The following is a 17,501-nucleotide window of genomic DNA, read 5'->3' on the forward strand; positions in this document are numbered from 1 at the left end:
GTCCGATTCTTCTCGCTTAATTGATTTGACTTGCGTTAATCCAAGTAATTCCTTTTATTTCGAGCTCTTGTGCCCATGCTTCAGGATGATCCTTCTCACAGACGACAACATCAATCGCTTCTAAAGGTGCAATGTGGCAAAATGCCTGTATACTAATCTTGCTGTGATCCGCTAACACGATCACTTCCTTCGCCTTCAATATAATCATTCTTGAAATGACGGAATCATTCATATCGTAATCGCTAATTCCTGTCTCGATTGAAATACCGCCTACGGAAACAAAAGCTCTATCCACGTAAAAGTTTTTAAGTATTTCCTGTGATATATGACCACTGACTGATTGCTGCTCTGGCGAGATTTCGCCTCCCAAAATAATGACTCGTCCGTTAAACAGTCCTTGCGTTAATGATTCCGTTAGAAGATTCGCTACCGTTAAGGAGTTGGTAATAACCGTTATCCTTTTTTTACCTCTCAGAGCTCGTGCCATTTCATGAATCGTTGTACCGGTATCCATATAAATCGTGTTCCCGTCATTGATCAGATCTACCGCTCGCTGCCCAATAACCTGTTTAGCTTCAAGATTGAGAATTTGACGCTGCTGATAGGGAGGCTCGCCTTTCTCATATTGCACCTTTACAGCTCCGCCATATACACGTTTAAGCTTTCCTTCCTCCTCCAGCACAAACAGATCACGTCTAATCGTTTCAAGAGAAACCTGAAGCTGTTCTGCTAACGAAATGACCTGCACCTTCCCGAAGGTATCCAGCTGAACGAGAATATACTGCTTTCGATCTTCTGATAAAAGAGACATTCAAAGATCACTCCATTTCTAGCCTTAAGCTATTATTCACAAAGGAAAACCGTTTTTTAAAATCAAATGAAAAGGTAAACGAATCATATTTTCCTGTTAAATAGCGATAATCCGGATAGGTCAAAGATTCGCTTTGCCCTAACATGTCCACCCAAGGAGAATAGGTTTGAAAACAAATATGATTGTCGTTCTCGTTAAATTGAGCCAATCTCATCCAACCATTGCCGCCGCGGTAGCTGTCTTGATAATTGATTAGCAGCTGTATAACCTCGTGACCTGAATTATTCTGCCTTGTTTGATGAAAATTGCCGTTATAATGCCCATTAGCCGTCATGAACACTTGGTTATAGGGAGCAACCAGCTCATCCCATATGATTTTCCCGTTTTCCGATTCATGTGAAATTAGATTCTGACTATCACCCGTTGTATACAAAATATCATGCGAAACAAGAATAGTTGGCATATCGCTATGTTCATCAAGCACTATTTTACACCATGCCAAGTCCTTTATAAGATGCTGCATATCTACCATTAACCATAAATAATGATAGCTTCCAGCCTGGACAATGCCATATGAACTATATCTTGATGGTGAACTGCCCTTATAATAATCTTTGCTGAGAAAACGTTCTGGGCCAAAATAATTCAAATACGTATCTTCCTCATTATAGTCATGATTTCCAGCTGTCATCAAATACGGGGTTCGTGACTGATCCATAGCAAAGATTGCACTGGTGGAACGTTCCCACTCCTCTAAGGCATCACTATGATCGACAATATCACCTACATAGGCAGTCATTGCAATTTTGCTGCTCAACTCATTATTCACAATCCAATCAACCTGTGCTTCAAACATTTCCGGATTTAAGTAGACCAGCTTCTGAGCATCTGGAATAAAAGCGAAATTGTAGTTGGTCTCCTGCTGCAAAAGTGAAACATGCTCATTCGTACCTTGAAGAACTTGCTGTGGACTAATGTTTTGCAACCAATCTGCCCTGTCCAGAGGCTCATTAGCGATACGGATTTCTCGAATGGTTCCGGAAAATAATTGATCCAATTGACCGCCCCACTCCGATGCTCCAATATTCCATCCTTTGCCTTCAACTCCAGAAACGCCGACAATTGATTTGGCAGGACTGCTGTAATCACAAATACCGTTCACATACATTAGCGTTTGTTCCTTATCGTTCACAATTGCGATATGATGCCATTGTCCTGAATTCAAATAACGCGACCAACTCGTTACCGAGGATGATCGATTCGTTGGATGACATATCCACTGGTATTCCTTGCAGTTCGAAACAGACAATGTCGCGAGCAGCTCATTTTCTCCCGAGTTGCCGATGTCAGCGCCCCTGCCCTGTCTCGTAAGCACCCCCATCCAGCTATGGTTATCCTCATGAAATGGCTCAGGCAATTGAACGATTGCTTCAATCGTGTACCCATGTTCTAATCGGTCATGATTAATGGGAGCATTCTCCACCGTTTGAAAATAACTACCGCTTCCATTATTGCATCGATCATTTTGAAAAGTTAATCCCGCTTCGTCACGGCTTCTTTCCTTCCATCCAAGCAGAACCTTATCAGGCTGCTCCAAAACATCCTGCGTCGTAACCATCTTAATATGATTCCCGTTGCCACTTTCATCGTTTAGGACCAAATTCCTTTCCTCAATCGAACCAGACAATGTGTTCACAGAATCAAATATCCAATGCGTCAACACATTGACAGGCTGCTGCCGCTGCGGAATGTGCATGACACGTCCTTGTTCCATAGTGCTCAACCATCCTTCTCTACATTAAGATCGTCTGTTTGTCGTTCCTTGTCCATAAAATAGTCCCTTACCTCACCCCAGTTATGCACCCGAACATACCCGGTCTTATGAATATTGTGCGGAGCATCGTAAAGAATGCCTTGACCTCGAAAACGTTCAAGCTGCTTTACATTGTCATCAATCAAATAATCAGCGTGAATGACACTCTTATTTCCGCAAAACACAAAATTCATATTGTTCAGAAAACTAAAGTGCTCGAGTAACCACTCGTACTTGGCTTTAAATGATGCCGGAACCTCCATCGCAGCAGTCGTAATATAAATCTCATAAAATTGACTGAGCTCGCGTATGACTTCTTGGCTATGTTCAATAACTTTTAGTTCACGAAAAAAAACTTCATTGTCAAAACAACGGTCTATTTCTTTTTTTAGTTGAGGCCTCAATTGCGACAAGGTTGTTCCATGCAAATCCGTAATCAGCAGGTTATCGTTAAAATCCCTGTTGTACCATTCCAAATGCGCACCCGCAGTATCCGCCATTACCTCATCCATATCAATCGCTATGCGTTTCAATGCAATCTCTCCTTGTTCAAAGCATTTAATTGTTCAACAAAACAAAACGAATCGGTAACAAACAGTCTACATACCACAATTATAGGCACGAATTGTTTTCACCATCTCAAATACATATTAACTTACTGTAAATCTAATGGCGTGGAAAGCAGCTAAAAAAATCAACTCGATATATAAAAAAAGACCATCCCGAAGGATAGTCTTTAATCATAATGAACCTGTTAAATCTTATTAAAAAGCTTATGCGTTGCTTTACTTTGCCTGAATATAGCCTTCTGCTTTAAGAAGCTCGGCAATCAGTACAGCACCGCCCGCAGCTCCACGTATTGTATTATGAGATAGTCCTACAAATTTATAATCGTATACAGAGTCTTCACGCAATCTTCCCGCTGAAACGCCCATGCCCTGTTCAATGTCACGATCTAGTCTCGTTTGCGGTCTGTTCTCTTCCTCGAAATACGTAATAAACTGTTTCGGTGCACTTGGCAAGCCAAGCTCCTGCGGACGACCATTGAATTGCTGCCAACGATCGAGAATTTCTTCTTTCGAAGGTTTGTTTTCAAATGATACAAACACAGTTGCCAAATGTCCGTCCAATACGGGAACGCGGATACACTGTGTAGAAATTAAAGGTGCGTTCGCTTTTACGATTTCATTATTTTCGATGCTGCCCCAAATGCGTAGAGGCTCCTGCTCGCTCTTTTCTTCCTCGCCGCCAATATAAGGGATAACGTTGTCTAACATTTCAGGCCAATCGGTAAAGTTTTTGCCTGCGCCAGATATCGCCTGATACGTCGATGCAATGACAACTTGTGGTTTGAAATCAAGCAGTGCATGAAGTGCAGGTACATAGCTCTGAATGGAACAGTTGGGCTTAACAGCAATAAATCCAGTTTCTGTTCCAAGGCGCTTTCTCTGTGCTGCAATGACTTCCAAATGACCAGGATTTATCTCCGGAATGACCATAGGAATATCGGGCGTCCAGCGGTGAGCTGAATTGTTGGATACAACAGGCGTGCCTGTTTTTGCATAAGCTTCTTCCAACGCTTTGATTTCATCTTTTTTCATATCGACTGCACAAAAAACAAAATCGACCTGATTAGCAACTTCATCTACTTTCGAAGCATCCAGAACAACAATATTTTTTACAGCTTCAGGAATAGGGCTGGTGAGCTTCCATCTGCCTTGTACCGACTGTTCGTAAGTTTTACCTGCCGAGCTGGCGCTAGCTGCAATAGCTGTAACCTCAAACCAAGGATGCTGATCCAGCAGGTCAACAAACCGCTGGCCCACCATGCCTGTTCCTCCAACAATACCTACTTTTAATTTTTGTGTCATTAGATATTCAATCCTTTCTATATCGCTTAATCATTCTGTAACTAACGATTCGAATATTTTAAATTGTTATACCTTATATACAATGTACATTGAGTAAGCTTTGCACCAATAAAAAAAATCCCACCCCCAAGACTATGGTAAGTCTTAGGGACGAGATTAATATGCTCGTGGTACCACCCCAGATTCGTCAATATGTCGCCATATTAACCTCTTCAAGTACGGCTATGCAAGCGCATGCTTATACTCTAGCTCTGTAACAGGAGCTCCTGTCACACCATCCCCGTAACCCGGTTCCGATGTGCTGCTCTAAGTCTTTGTTCAATAAGGAACTCTTACTCCTTTTCAGCTAACGGAGCTCTCTGTGAAAGAATTCATTTATTTACTCATCTCTTCATCGCATTTGAATGTTGCGATTATATTATCAAAAATCTGTTCTAACGTAAACAACAATTTTTGAAAAGTAGAAAAAATTACACATTTGAGTAACTGTGCTCCGTTTAACACAAGTCCTCGAGATGCTGTTTTTTGCCCAAAATGGTGCAATGCTCTCTTCAAATAATCTTTTCATGAAGCTAGAAAACTGTTATTTTTTGAGCAGTAAATAAACAAAATACGGTCCGCCGATCAATGAAACCATGATACCGGCAGGTATACCGTCAGGATCGACGATATTGCGGCCAATTGTGTCCGCCACTAACAGCAGTAATCCGCCGAGCAAAACAGCGACAGGAATGAACAGCTGATTGCGTGGACCAACCAATGCTTTCGCAATATGCGGTGCCATCAATCCAACAAAGGCAATTCCTCCTGTAACCGATACCGCTGACGCAGATGCGGCAACCGCGGTTAGAATCAACACGAGACGTTCCCGTTCAAGCTTTAGACCGACACCAACCGCTGTTTCTTCGTTCAATGAAAGAAGATTGAGCCGATGTGACTTATACAAGGTGAACGGAATGAGTAAGCACAGCCATGGAAGCAAAGCCCAGATGAACGGCCAATCCGCCCCCCATATATTACCTGCAATCCATTTTGCGATAAAATCGACCTTCGAGCGTTCTGCTGAGGAAATAATGACGATCATTATTCCCGACAGCGCCATTGAGAAACCGACACCGACGAGTACCAGTCGAATGGGATCAAGCCCGCGTGTTCGGCTGTACGAGAAAAAATAGATTAGAGCCGCTGTGAGCAATGCGCCAAGGAAAGCGACTAACGGCAAAATATAAACGAATGTTCCTACATCGATCGGGAAGTAGAGAAAAAATATCGCGATAGCCACGCCTGCTCCAGAATTGATGCCGATTATTCCAGGATCTGCGAGATCGTTGCGAGTGACGCTTTGCAATATTGAACCAGCCAATGCAAGAGCCATACCCGACAGCAAGGTGATCAAGATCCGCGGCAAACGTACGGAAAACAGGACAAAATCCTCTTTGAAGGTGCCATGGCCAAGCAGTACAGGAAGCAGTCTGTCAAACGACAGTTTTGAGTACCCTACTCCCATGCTGATGACAGCCGTAACAACAATCAGTACAAAACTGGCTAGCAGAATCAAGCGTTGTTTGCGAATGAGAGCTGACAATGTCATGAGAATGCTTTCCCTCCTCTACGCACGACAAATAAGAAGAAAGGCAAACCCAGCATAGCAACTATAGCTGCTACAGGCGTCTCATAAGGTGCGTTAATCGTCCGGCTCAGCATATCAGCAAGCAGCATGAAGATTGCTCCTGCAAAAGCAGAGAAGGTCATGACATGCCGATAATCGGTACCTACGAACCTACGCACGATATGCGGAATCATCAAACCTACAAAGGCCATATTGCCAACAAGCGCAACCGAAGCGCCAGTAAGTACAATAACTAGAACGAACAAAATCGCTTTGATCATCATCAGCTTTTGTCCAAGCCCCATCGCTACCTCATCACTCAGACTCAGTATGCCTACTTGGTTCGAGAGAATCAAAGCTGCCGCAATGCCAATAAGAATGACCGGCGCAATGGCTTGAAGCTGCCACCAGGTTGTTCCGATCAATCCTCCAGCAGTCCACATCGTTACATCCTTGGAAATTTTGAAAAAGATGCTGACGCCATCTGAGATCGCGTACAAAAAAGCTGAAACGGCTGCTCCAGCAAGTATAATTCGCATCGGAGACAATTTTCCTCGCCGAGTCGCGCCAAGAGCCATGACCAGCGCTGCTCCAAGAGCAGCTCCGAGGAAACAAGCAAGCATGATGCCGAAATAGTTCAGCCCCGGTATGAATACAAAAGCCAGCGCGAGCGCCATGTTAGCGCCGGAAGTGAGACCTAGCAAGCCTGGATCTGCAAGTGGATTGCGCGTGACCCCTTGCATAATAGCGCCGGATACAGCGAAAGCAGCACCGATCAATATCGCTGCTATCGCACGAGGCAGCCGGATCTCGCGAAGGACGAGAATATTATCGTCCTTCACGTTGGTCGTGATAGCCAGCCACAGCTCTCGAAATGTCGTATCCGCTGCTCCGAATTTCATGGATAGAAAGAAGCTCAGAACAAGCATGAGTAAGCAGCCTATGAGCTTATATGAAATTAAAACAGATTGTCGTTTACTTTTCATTGGACTCTCTTCTTTATTTTATTTTCCTAGAAAATTTTGAATGAAAAATTCTAATTGATATTCCATGCTAAGCGGGTCATTAAAGTAGAACGCTTTGGCATCCGCTTCAAAAACGTGTTGGTTTTTGACAGCAGCAATATTTTTGTACGTCTCAGTGTCTTGGAACGTATTGTCTTCATCTGCGTTTTTGCTGAAAATGACATAATCCCCACTGTAGTCCTTCAGAACTTCCGTTGAAACTGCGAAAAATCCTTCTGCTTTCGTCGCTTCTTTAACTTTCTCAGGCATGCCTAGCCCGAATTGTTGATAGAGGATTTCAGTTCCGCGGCCGAAATTGTCACCATAAACATAAAGCTGCTTATTGAATGTCTCGATAACCGAAACCGTCGCATCCGCACCGATTTTTGCTTTGATTTCTTCGCCAACTTTTTTCGTACGCGCGTTAAAATCATCGACCCAGTTTTTAGCTTCCTGCTCTTTATTCAACAGCTTGCCAATTTCAATCTGTTGCGTTAAGAAATCTACTTTGCCGTAAGTATAAGTAACTGTAGGAGCGATTTGCTTGAGCTTGTCAATGTTTTTAATATCGGATAGTCCAATAATAAGATCTGGATTCAGCTCGATGATTTTCTCAAGACTTTCATCTGTAACTGCTTCTGTATTCGCTAGCTTTTCTTTAAAGTTTGGGTTATCCTTGGACATTTCATCCACGCCGACAAGCGGCACACCTAACGCCATAACGTTACCTGTTAAGAACCTTGTAATTACAATGACGCGTTGTGGATTGGTCGGAACTTCCACAGGGCCATTTTCTGATTGATAAGTAAAGGTGCCCGAATCTGAGGTTGTTGATGGTGACGCCTCATCTTTCGGTGCATCCGTGGATGATACTTCAGGCGTGCTGCTTGCATTATTGTTTTGATTGCCGCCGCAAGCGCTCAGAATAAGAACTAAAGATAGAACGAACGGAACAAAAAGCTTTTTCATAAGATGACTCTCTCCCTTTTCTTTTGCTATCATGTTTGGGCATTGAAAATAATTATCATTTTCATTACCATAACGTTATTATAGGGATGCATTATGCTCTGATCCATGCCTTTTTGTTGGGAAATTAACTTGGACTATTAGTTGCTTGTGAATAAAGATACAGCGCGTTGAAGCTGCAAACGAATTGAAACGGGATTGTATGGAATCCATTCATCATGGCTGAGCAGATGTACGTTACCTTGCTGTACGGCAGGAAGCTGACTCCAATAATTAGATTTGAATATTACATCAGAATGAGCAGTTGATCCTTTCGCATCAGGAAAAACGATAACTAATATTCGATCCCCAGCATATTGTACAAGCTCCGATATCTTAATCGGAATGGAATGAAATTTATCGCCAAGCTTGTCCATATCCTCCTTGATCCGTGCAGGAGGCTGTAATCCGAGCGATTGATAAACCACACATCCGACATTGCGCGCTCCATAAACGAGCAAATGTTCAGGCTTAATGACGAGAATCGTTACAATTTCTTGCGCGGCTCTGCTTTGCTGCACCAAGGAACGCGCGTGCTGTTCCTCTCTCTGATACTCTGTTAGCCACTGCTCTGCTTTATCTCTTCTCTGTATAACTTGAGCGATAAGACGAAGATGCTCTTTCCAGCCTAATTCCATCCACGATATTTCCACAATAGGCGCGACTGCCCGTAATTGTTCTACATTGAGTCCATACTCATCCAAATGCTGATTTGCCGCAATAATCAGCTCAATGTTGTTTTCGAGCAATAACGATTTCACTTGTTCTGCCGAACAGTCAGCGTTTATAAACATCATGGTTTGAGGCGATTGAAGTCCGGACGTATTCACATATTCACTGCTGTCCGAGATGATTACCGCCGGCTCCAAACCAAGTAAAAGCAGATGACTCGCATAGGGTGTCAGCAATACAGCCACTCTCTGGAAAGTGCCTCGGTTGTACGCCGAAGGTGCTGCCCCTGTTTCCTGTTTAAAACGCCGGCTGAGATAAAATTCATCCTTGTAGCCGACCTTCAGGGCAATTTCCCTGAGCGTGCCCGAACCGCTAATCAATAGCTCCTTGGCACGATGCACACGAAGGCGCGATAAGTAGTCACTAGGCGAGAACCCGGTTAACTGCTTAAAGAGAATGGAGTAGTGGGACCGACTTACACCTGCAATTTCTGCTAATTGCTCACGCGTTATCTTTTCACTAAAGTGGCTCTCTAAGTAAGCAATGCTGCGTTCCATAGATGGTTTTTCGCTTGAAGCAAACTTAGCCTCTTGCCCCTCCAGCAATTGGAGAATAATTTGATGAAACACAATTTGATTTTGTACATGGCGGATTTCATTTCCTGGCAATCGGTGAATATATAGCTCCTCCACAGATGCTGTAATCGCAGGTTCATTAGGAAAAAAATGTACACTAGAATTTGATGCTGCCTCACTCTTTCTCATCATTGTGCCTGATGACTGAGAATTCACCTGCTCTCGGGTATTTATAGCAAGCTTGTACATATGAAGAGGATGCATCATATTTGCACTCAGTACTGCCTCTGTGTTCGCTGGAACGAGGATAACGCTGCCTTCCATCAACTCGTAGAGCTGATCCTTGATCCGAAGGCTGCCTTTGCCGCTAACAATTGCAATCAGCACCGTTAAGCTCTCGTTTATTTCATACATTGGGCGATTCGTTGTACTATAAATCGAATCAATACTCTCAGCCGTATATAATGGAAAGTGGGATTCTGCCCACTCCGAGTCAACATTTTTTTTCACAAATAAAGCCTCCAATAGTAAAAGTGAACACTTGCAGCGTATTCAGACCATACAAATGAGATGATAATGAAAGTCCTGATTATATTGTACAACCATAAGGATAATATCATCTACACTGCGGTTTGGAAACTAGATGCACTTAATTATAAACGCAAAATAACCTCCATTCGTATGGAGGATTTTGGCTGCAAAAGCGCACACTTCAATGATCGCTTTCTAATCACACTTTATGATGCTAATATGAATAATGAAATCAATCATAGTAAGTACATGCTTACATGTACTATATAATACAAAAAATACTGTAAGGTGGAACGAATCGAAATGGACAAGCAGCCCGAGTTATGTAATGTAGATGATGCCCTCAGTATTTTAGTAGGCAAATGGAAGCCCCTCATTTTGTTGCATCTTATGCATTCGGGCACCAACAGATTCAGTGAGTTGAAACGAAATCTACCAGGAATAACGCAGAAAATGTTAACCCAACAGCTGCGTGAGCTCGAAGAAGAGGACATCATCTCTCGAAAAGTATATGCTCAAGTACCGCCAAAAGTAGAATATTCCATAACGGAATACGGCAAGAGCATAGAACCTGTTCTCGATATTATGCACGAATGGGGCACCAAGCACACCTTGTATAAAATGCAAAAAAAGAATCAAACTAGCCTTTAAGTAAAAAAAGATGAACTCTGCAGTTCATCTTTTTACTCTATGGCACAGCGGGACTGCAACGTTTTCAAGCAGCTGTCTTAAAAATCGTACTTTTCTTCTTTCTGTTCACGAATCTTGGTAAATGTGTCGGTCAATACAACGGTATCCTCCACCAAACGCTCAATTCGAAAAATAACATCGTCATTCACAATTTCTTTCCTCTGAAAGTCCTTCTCTTCAATAAACACATAGGTTTGCACGATCTGAGCTTTCATATAAGCTAAAATAGGCTTCAATTGTTGTTCTGCAATTAAATAGTGCTTGGATGACCCAGCTGTAACAAGCATACTCACAATTTTATCGCGAAAAGCATTAACGGGCAGCAAATCAAAAATATTTTTTAAAGTAGCTGGAATGGAAGCTTGAAAGACGGGTGTCCCAATAATAATGGCATCTGCATCCATAAYGGTTTTCGTAACGTAGCCCGTATCACCTTCATATTCCAAATAATTGCGACCATCGCTGAATTGAATCGTATAATCGGCCAAATCAATTAACGTCACTTCCGCATCAGGGTATTGCTTTTTGACCGATTCCAAGGTGTAATTTATTGCTGTTCTTGTTTTTGAGCCCACGATTGATCCCGACAAGCCAACGATTTTCATAATGAATCCCTCCTATTATTTCGCTGCTGTATATTTTTTTATTGCGGGTAAAATAACAGTGCCAATGGTTTCAATCATCTCCATGATTTTTTCAAATGATACGCCGCCAAATTCAATTTGAGCGAGAAAACGCTGGTGACCAAACAGCTCATATTGATATAGTATTTTTTCAATAATTTCTTGAGGACTTCCAACCATCAAAGCATTGCGGGTATCGGCACCTTGAGCAAAATGCTGCTTCGGAAAACCGCGTCCGTTAGAAAATTCCATACCTTTGTTAACATGAGGGTAAGCTTCCTTCATCGCTTGCTGTGAGGTTTCCGCTACATAAAACAAGCTAGTGGTTGCAACTGGCAGCGCTGCTGGGTCAAAACCACTTTGTTCAGCAGCTCTTCGGTAGGCGTCAACAGATAATTTGAAGCTTGATGACGGACCCGCTAATGTCGCCAGYATCATTGRCACCCCTGCCATTCCAGCTTTTATCGCACTAGCTGGCGATCCGCCTACTGCACGCCATATCGGTAAAGAGCCGTTTAACGGCCGTGGCAATATTTTTGCATCGTTTAGAGGAGCACGAAATTGTCCATTCCATGTAACCGTCTCCTGATTATTGATTACATTTAGCAGCTCGAATTTCTCTTCATACAGCTCTTCATAATCACGAAGATCATACCCAAGCAATTGAAACAATCCGATTCGTGATGCCCTGCCAGCCACGATTTCTGCTCTTCCACTCGATATCAAATCGATCGTCGCAAAGTCTTCATAAACACGAACGGGATCGGAAGTGCTTATAATCGATGCTGAGCTTGATATTTTAATTTTATCTGTTGCCTGAGCGATAGCGCTAAGAATAACGGCATGGGCTTGGGATACAAAGTATTCCTGATGACTTTCACCAACGCTGAACACATCAAGACCTGCTTGTTCAGATAATTTGGCCGCTTCAATGATTTCTTTAATGCGCTGCTGTGCTGAGATCCGCTCACCCGTATGCGGGTTGGGCAAATGATCCCCTAGAGAGTAAAGCCCAAACTCTATTCCTTTGCTTTGATCAATACGATATTTTTCCACTATATATCAACCTCTCTCTTATCTAATTTAAGTTAATTACTTTTTGTTATGACCCTATTATTACTCTTTTAAATAGGTAATGGAAGTACGTACTTTCGAGGAACAGGGTATCTAAAAGTATACTATTGTGATATTTACACCTTTTTTAGATTTGAAATGATAGCTCTATCGAGTCATCCGATGTTATCCTTCATGACGTTATAATAAATGAGATTTTATTATTACAGGAACGGGGTAACGTTTTATGAGCAATATGCCAGTAGAAAAATTAAACACATCTGAACCCGGGATGAAAAAACGCGCATCAACAGGAATACGCCAAGCCATTTATCAGTCTGTTTGGAGATGGCATTTTTACGCAGGCATTATTTTTGCACCCTTCTTGATCGTTTTAGCATTCAGCGGCTCCGTCTATTTATTCAAACCGCAAATCGAGGGATATTTGTACAAAGATATGCTTACTGTTCGTGAAGTTGGAACAACCAAGATGCCGCCTGAGGGAATTATTGAAAAAACAACAAAAGCTTATCCAGGCACTATAGTATCGTCTATTACGCTCGACGATGATCCTAAATCAAGCTACAAAATGGCGGTAAGCCGGAATGGAACCTCCACAACGATGTACGTGGATCCTTACACTGGCAATGTACTTGGCATGATGAACAGCGACAAAACATTTTCCGCTTTTTTCAAAAAAATGCACAGCGAGCTCGTTATAGGCGGTACCTTTGCCAACTGGCTTGTAKAACTTGCAGCATGCTGGGCGATCATCATGTTATTGACCGGTTTATTCCTTTGGTGGCCACGCAATAAAGCTGCCATATGGGGAACTATTCTTCCAAGGCTCAGTAAACCCGGAAGCCGTATTTTCTGGAGAGATTTGCATGCGGTTCCTGCCTTCTGGATATCCCTCGTTTTGTTAGTCATTATAGCTGGAGGACTGCCATGGTCTGGGATTATGGGGGGACAAATCGATAAGCTGGCTAATTCAACGAACACGAATACGCCTCCCTTCGCGTCCATCTTTGGCGCAAAACCTGAATCCGTTACTGTCGCCAAAGATATTGCCGAGGATTTGCCTTGGGCAGCAGAAAGTTTACCCGTTCCTGCTTCTGTACTAGGGGGTTATGTACCTTTAAGCATAAATGAAATGGAAGCTATTGCTGATCAGCGTCATGTTCTGAAACCCTACACGATTACAATCCCTATAGGAGAAAGCGGTGTTTTTACTGTATCCACATCGCATCCCACACCGGGTAAGGATGCAACGCTTCACATCGATCAATATAGCGGAGCAGTACTGACAGATGTACGCTTTGCAGATTATGGTATTATGGCCAAAGCGATTTCATATGGCATCGCTTTTCATGAAGGCACCCTATTTGGCTTAGCCAATCAGCTGCTTGGATTAATTGCCTGCATGGGACTTATCCTGGTAGCCATAAGCTCTTATGTAATGTGGCGCAAGCGTAAGCCTGAAGGCAAACTTGGCGCTCCAGYCAAACCAAAGAGCAGAAAAATAACGATTGGCGTACTGATCATCATGTTGGCATGCGGCGCTTTAATGCCCTTAGTTGGCTTATCGATTCTTGTAGTTCTTATCCTCGATTTATTCATCCTCCGCAGAATAAAGTCGCTACGGCACTGGTTCTCGGTCTAAGCTTAAGGAGAATGTACTTATGAATGTAACCATCCGCCGTTTGTATAAGTCGGCATTGCCGCTTCTTCTTGTCGTATTGTTATGTAGCTGCACTGCCAAATCTGCTGAAGTTGACGAGAGCGGTCTACCGCCTCATCTAACTGTTAATCTTCTTTTGCCTGAGAACCTCGAAATTGAAAAACCAAACCATTTCTCCGTAGAAGTCCTTAAGAGCGGTAAGCCGATGATAAACGCAGATCAAGCACAATTCATCATCTGGCAGGAAGACGACCAGTCTTCCGCCGTGACCATACAAGCAGAACAATTGTCGCCTGGCGTATATAGTGTCACGCATCCAATTGCCAAGGAAGGCCTTTATGTTGTCCAATCTCGCATTCATTTTGCAAACGATCAGGTTATGCCGGCCAAGCGCTTTGCGATTGGCAAGGATGCGATTGAAAAGCTAGCAATGCTGGAGAGCGCACAACATTCTGGTGAACCTGCACCTGTGGAGAGCGGACATCATCATTAAAGAAGAAATGCAACAAATCCCCCGCCTAAACAGGTCGGGGGATTTGTTTTGTGTATTAGGGAATAATTAAAATCCGTTAAGGCTGCCCGTTAATCCAAACCACTCTGCGAATGCATCCTGAAGTCCTCTCGCGCCTAATTGCTCCCGAATCTGTACAGAAGAACCTTCAAGCTCAATATGACCGCCTCTTAACAGAGCAATTCGGTTAGCAAGCGCCTCTGCCACATGAAGTTGATGTGTTGAAAAAATAACAGTCTGGCCATTCGCTGCGATTTCTTTCACCATACGTACGAAGGTTTCAATCCAGTATGGATCGAGACCATTAGTAGGCTCATCCATCAATACAATGGGCGGCTTGGCCAATAAAGCCTGTGCAAACAATACACGTTGTCGCATTCCTTTCGAGAAGGAGGATACTGATTTTTTCCCAGTATCCGCAAGGCCTACCTCCTCCAGTACTTCCTGTACTCTTAGTTTTGGTACCCCTCGCAGCGATGCCCAAAACGCAAGTGTTTCATAAGCTGTTAATCCAGTACCAAACCGAAAATCATCCGGCATGTAACCTATAAGCTCAGCGTAACGCTTGCGATCATCTTTCCAGCGCAAACCTTGAACAGCAATAATACCGCTGTCAGGCTGTGAAATACCTGCGATCATTCTTAAAATCGTACTTTTGCCTGCGCCATTTCCTCCGCACAAAGCCAAAATTTGACCTCGTTCCACGTTCAAATCAAGCGCATTAATGACGACTTGTTTCTTTATTGATTTCTTGACGCCTTCAAGCTTCACAATAGGATCAGGCACGTGATCGCCTCCTCTCCCAAATGAACTGTGCAGCTGTGATCACGCATCCTATCCATAGAACAGCTGTAAAAGCGAAACCTATACTCCCCGCAGGCTGCTTGATCCATTTGATCCATTCATAATATTCCGGACCTAATATGGCTCCCCCGCCAAGCTTCACTACTGTAAAAAGCCTGGAAAGCTCTGCAGGATTAACAAAAGTGAGTACAGTAACTGCTGGCTTGATAACGGGATATGGCATGAAGCCAAGGACGGAAATAAGCAATGGCGGCCAGCCGATAATAGCAAAAAACCAAATGGCTACACCAATCGTTAAAGCTTGCCAGCGATTTTTCGCGAGTGTACCTATGAGCAGAGCAATGGCAAGAAAAAACAAAGCAATGCTGGCGGAAAAGGATAGCAGCTGCACATATGTCTGCAATCCAAAGCCTGATCCAGCGGCTAAACCAAGAAGACCCGCAGCGCCAAAACCTACAAACACGATAACTAGCAGCACAACTGCAAGCCCTAAGTATTTTCCGAGCATAAATGACCAGGTGCTGATAGGATAAGTCGATAATAACTCCCAGCTTCCGTCCTCCTTCTCTGCGGTCAAAGAAAACGAGCCGAGCAGCAAGGACATCAATGGCAATAAATATAAGACTAGATTAAGCGTTGTTCCGGTAATGCCAGAATAGCCCTGAACATAACCTTGCGCGTTAATTAAGAGCAGGCAGAGCATAAATAATGCAAAAAGACCCATAAAAGAATAGGCCCACGGATTGCGAAACCCTAACTTCAATTCCCTTATTGAAATATAAAGCGTCTGAATCACGACGGGTTACCTTCCGTCTCATGGCCCATGTCCATCTCATCTTTGCTTCCATCGGAATGCATGCTTTCATTGTGCTTCTCCATCTCTTCCATATCCATCATTTCTCGGTTAACTTCCCATTTATGATGAGCAAGCTCATCCGAGCTCAGCAGCTGTCCCTTACCTTGCTCATCGATGTAAGCTTGCGCAGACGCTTTATCCTCAAAGGCAATAACTCCATAAGCCATCGGGGTAATATACTCAGCATCGTAAGCATAATAAGCTTTCTCATATTTAACCCAATCTCCGCTATTATGATCTCTAACAAACTCTGCACCTAATGTTTCGGTTCCGTTCTCAACTTTCCACTTATTCATGCATCCGATGTCATCAAATTTTAAAGACTGACCATCCGTCGTGATGATTTGGGTTGCGTAAGGATCATCCTTTACCGCCATATTGCAGATGACGCATTTATCCGTTTCTTCGTTAATTGCTTGCGGCTTGTATTCCGTGGCTCCACAAGCGCTTGCCAGCATCAAAATAACAAGTAAAAAAATTGTTGCACCTAATCGTCCCGTTTTCATCTTTTTCTTACCCCCATATAAATGATAAAAAACGCCAAAATCAAAAGTCCAGCGCCAACTACCGCAGAATGCAGAAGCGTTTGTGTCGGTAATATAGATTTCAGTTCCCCAGTTGGCCGCATCAACGGAGAAAAGTCTGTTGACCAGAGCTGTCTATCCGACTGATAGAGATCTTCGAGAAAGATCATTCCTGGCGACTGAAAAAACAATTGAAAACCGGGCTTCGCTTTAACAAGACTTTGAAAAAAAGGATTTAATGCATAGGCTATTTCGCTTCTGCCATCGCCATCCGTATCAATGCCTTGGAAGGAATCCCAGTAGTTACCGTCTAGCGCATTGCCAATACTATTTTTTGCTTCTGCGCTTGCCACATTACCTACAAACTGGTTTTTAGTAATCACATTATCTTTAGCATCAAGCAGCTGTATCCCAATAAAATTACCGATTACAGCATTGTCTTCTATTTTGTTTTGCGTGGATTGTTCTACATAAAGCCCGACGCGGTTTCCCTCGACATGATTGCCTATGATTGATGTATCATGTGCGTCAAACAATAAAATGCCTTGGGAATTAACACTTTCACTTTGTTTATTGAATCGGTTTCCAGAAACCTCGACATCGCGAACAGCCATAATCATTGCTCCAGTAATGTTCAGATTGCCGTAATTATTGCGAATGACCGTCCCTTTTGTATACATGCAATGCACACCATAGCGCAGCAGCTCAAAATGATTATTTTCGATTACATTATCATCGCTGTTCTCCATATAAATACCATCGTGCATAGAAGAAATCGTATTCCCATTGAAGTTATTCCCATTCGACTCATACAGATCTATTCCATTTCCTTTGTCAGATAGTTTCAATGGACGATTCTGAGCTACGC

17 protein-coding genes and 1 other annotated feature are annotated in these 17,501 nt (G+C 43.0%); of the genes, 3 read left to right on the plus strand and 14 right to left on the minus strand.

The features are described from left to right. Nucleotides 1–16: 16 nt before the first annotated feature. From AC1DSE_RS15090 to AC1DSE_RS15125, 8 genes are all read right to left on the minus strand, one after another. On the minus strand, nucleotides 17–811 hold the full coding sequence (locus AC1DSE_RS15090) for a DeoR/GlpR family DNA-binding transcription regulator (RefSeq protein WP_441875181.1): 795 nt from the start codon (nucleotides 809–811) through the stop codon (nucleotides 17–19). 7 nt (nucleotides 812–818) lie between these two features. Then, entirely contained in the window at nucleotides 819–2,585 is a 1,767-nt protein-coding gene (locus AC1DSE_RS15095; RefSeq protein WP_477509666.1) for a LamG-like jellyroll fold domain-containing protein, read from the minus strand. Between the two features lie 5 nt (nucleotides 2,586–2,590). Next, entirely contained in the window at nucleotides 2,591–3,157 is a 567-nt protein-coding gene (locus AC1DSE_RS15100; RefSeq protein WP_083681473.1) for a 5' nucleotidase, NT5C type, read from the minus strand. A 252-nt stretch (nucleotides 3,158–3,409) separates the two neighbouring features. Then, on the minus strand, nucleotides 3,410–4,495 hold the full coding sequence (gene asd, locus AC1DSE_RS15105) for an aspartate-semialdehyde dehydrogenase (protein WP_477509667.1): 1,086 nt from the start codon (nucleotides 4,493–4,495) through the stop codon (nucleotides 3,410–3,412). Between the two features lie 143 nt (nucleotides 4,496–4,638). Next, nucleotides 4,639–4,899 (minus strand) — a binding site (T-box leader). A 179-nt stretch (nucleotides 4,900–5,078) separates the two neighbouring features. Further along, nucleotides 5,079–6,086: a FecCD family ABC transporter permease gene (locus AC1DSE_RS15110; protein WP_477509668.1), complete on the minus strand. Its 1,008-nt coding sequence runs from the start codon at nucleotides 6,084–6,086 to the stop codon at nucleotides 5,079–5,081. Continuing rightward, a complete protein-coding gene (locus AC1DSE_RS15115) occupies nucleotides 6,083–7,090 on the minus strand; it encodes a FecCD family ABC transporter permease (protein WP_477509669.1) in 1,008 nt (335 codons plus the stop codon). Before AC1DSE_RS15115 ends, AC1DSE_RS15110 begins: the two co-directional genes overlap by 4 nt. 18 nt (nucleotides 7,091–7,108) lie before the next feature. Beyond that, entirely contained in the window at nucleotides 7,109–8,077 is a 969-nt protein-coding gene (locus AC1DSE_RS15120; RefSeq protein WP_477509670.1) for an ABC transporter substrate-binding protein, read from the minus strand. A gap of 137 nt (nucleotides 8,078–8,214) precedes the next feature. Continuing rightward, entirely contained in the window at nucleotides 8,215–9,870 is a 1,656-nt protein-coding gene (locus AC1DSE_RS15125) for a helix-turn-helix domain-containing protein (protein WP_477509671.1), read from the minus strand. A 324-nt stretch (nucleotides 9,871–10,194) separates the two neighbouring features. Here AC1DSE_RS15125 and AC1DSE_RS15130 point away from each other — a divergent pair, with 324 nt between their 5' ends. Then, entirely contained in the window at nucleotides 10,195–10,542 is a 348-nt protein-coding gene (locus tag AC1DSE_RS15130; protein ID WP_076265647.1) for a winged helix-turn-helix transcriptional regulator, read from the plus strand. A 77-nt stretch (nucleotides 10,543–10,619) separates the two neighbouring features. Here the strand turns inward: AC1DSE_RS15130 and AC1DSE_RS15135 are convergent, their stop codons facing one another. Further along, nucleotides 10,620–11,186 (minus strand): NADPH-dependent FMN reductase, encoded by a 567-nt coding sequence (locus AC1DSE_RS15135; RefSeq protein ID WP_477527840.1) that lies wholly within the window; start codon nucleotides 11,184–11,186, stop codon nucleotides 10,620–10,622. A 15-nt stretch (nucleotides 11,187–11,201) separates the two neighbouring features. Next, entirely contained in the window at nucleotides 11,202–12,260 is a 1,059-nt protein-coding gene (locus tag AC1DSE_RS15140; RefSeq protein ID WP_477527841.1) for an LLM class flavin-dependent oxidoreductase, read from the minus strand. A 244-nt stretch (nucleotides 12,261–12,504) separates the two neighbouring features. On the opposite strand from AC1DSE_RS15140, the gene AC1DSE_RS15145 reads away from it, so the two are divergent. Next, nucleotides 12,505–13,920, plus strand: a complete 1,416-nt coding sequence (locus AC1DSE_RS15145) for a PepSY-associated TM helix domain-containing protein (protein ID WP_477527842.1) — start codon at nucleotides 12,505–12,507, stop codon at nucleotides 13,918–13,920. A 19-nt stretch (nucleotides 13,921–13,939) separates the two neighbouring features. Continuing rightward, nucleotides 13,940–14,431 (plus strand): FixH family protein, encoded by a 492-nt coding sequence (locus AC1DSE_RS15150; protein ID WP_475442597.1) that lies wholly within the window; start codon nucleotides 13,940–13,942, stop codon nucleotides 14,429–14,431. Nucleotides 14,432–14,497: 66 nt separating this feature from the next. Here AC1DSE_RS15150 and AC1DSE_RS15155 read toward each other — a convergent pair whose 3' ends face one another. The 4 genes from AC1DSE_RS15155 to AC1DSE_RS15170 form a co-directional block, all read right to left on the minus strand. Next, nucleotides 14,498–15,235 (minus strand): ABC transporter ATP-binding protein, encoded by a 738-nt coding sequence (locus AC1DSE_RS15155; protein WP_477509674.1) that lies wholly within the window; start codon nucleotides 15,233–15,235, stop codon nucleotides 14,498–14,500. Beyond that, entirely contained in the window at nucleotides 15,228–16,049 is an 822-nt protein-coding gene (locus AC1DSE_RS15160) for an ABC transporter permease (RefSeq protein ID WP_477509675.1), read from the minus strand. Before AC1DSE_RS15160 ends, AC1DSE_RS15155 begins: the two co-directional genes overlap by 8 nt. Further along, on the minus strand, nucleotides 16,046–16,615 hold the full coding sequence (locus AC1DSE_RS15165; RefSeq protein ID WP_477509676.1) for a nitrous oxide reductase accessory protein NosL: 570 nt from the start codon (nucleotides 16,613–16,615) through the stop codon (nucleotides 16,046–16,048). The genes AC1DSE_RS15160 and AC1DSE_RS15165 overlap by 4 nt, the downstream gene beginning before the upstream one ends. Further along, a partial coding sequence (locus AC1DSE_RS15170; RefSeq protein WP_477527843.1) for a right-handed parallel beta-helix repeat-containing protein occupies nucleotides 16,612–17,501 on the minus strand: 890 nt, incomplete at its 5' end. The genes AC1DSE_RS15170 and AC1DSE_RS15165, both read right to left, overlap by 4 nt.

This window comes from Paenibacillus sp. 01L418, from assembly GCF_056400045.1.

Excerpts from the sequence above, each read along its gene's own strand:
- AC1DSE_RS15130 (WP_076265647.1), top strand. The coding sequence starts at position 10,195 with ATGGACAAGCAGCCCGAGTTATGTAATGTAGATGATGCCCTCAGTATT.
- AC1DSE_RS15150 (WP_475442597.1), top strand. The coding sequence starts at position 13,940 with ATGAATGTAACCATCCGCCGTTTGTATAAGTCGGCATTGCCGCTTCTT.
- AC1DSE_RS15115 (WP_477509669.1), bottom strand. The coding sequence starts at position 7,090 with ATGAAAAGTAAACGACAATCTGTTTTAATTTCATATAAGCTCATAGGC.
- asd (WP_477509667.1), bottom strand. The coding sequence starts at position 4,495 with ATGACACAAAAATTAAAAGTAGGTATTGTTGGAGGAACAGGCATGGTG.
- AC1DSE_RS15090 (WP_441875181.1), bottom strand. The coding sequence starts at position 811 with ATGTCTCTTTTATCAGAAGATCGAAAGCAGTATATTCTCGTTCAGCTG.
- AC1DSE_RS15095 (WP_477509666.1), bottom strand. The coding sequence starts at position 2,585 with ATGGAACAAGGACGTGTCATGCACATTCCGCAGCGGCAGCAGCCTGTC.
- AC1DSE_RS15165 (WP_477509676.1), bottom strand. The coding sequence starts at position 16,615 with ATGAAAACGGGACGATTAGGTGCAACAATTTTTTTACTTGTTATTTTG.
- AC1DSE_RS15120 (WP_477509670.1), bottom strand. The coding sequence starts at position 8,077 with ATGAAAAAGCTTTTTGTTCCGTTCGTTCTATCTTTAGTTCTTATTCTG.
- AC1DSE_RS15110 (WP_477509668.1), bottom strand. The coding sequence starts at position 6,086 with ATGACATTGTCAGCTCTCATTCGCAAACAACGCTTGATTCTGCTAGCC.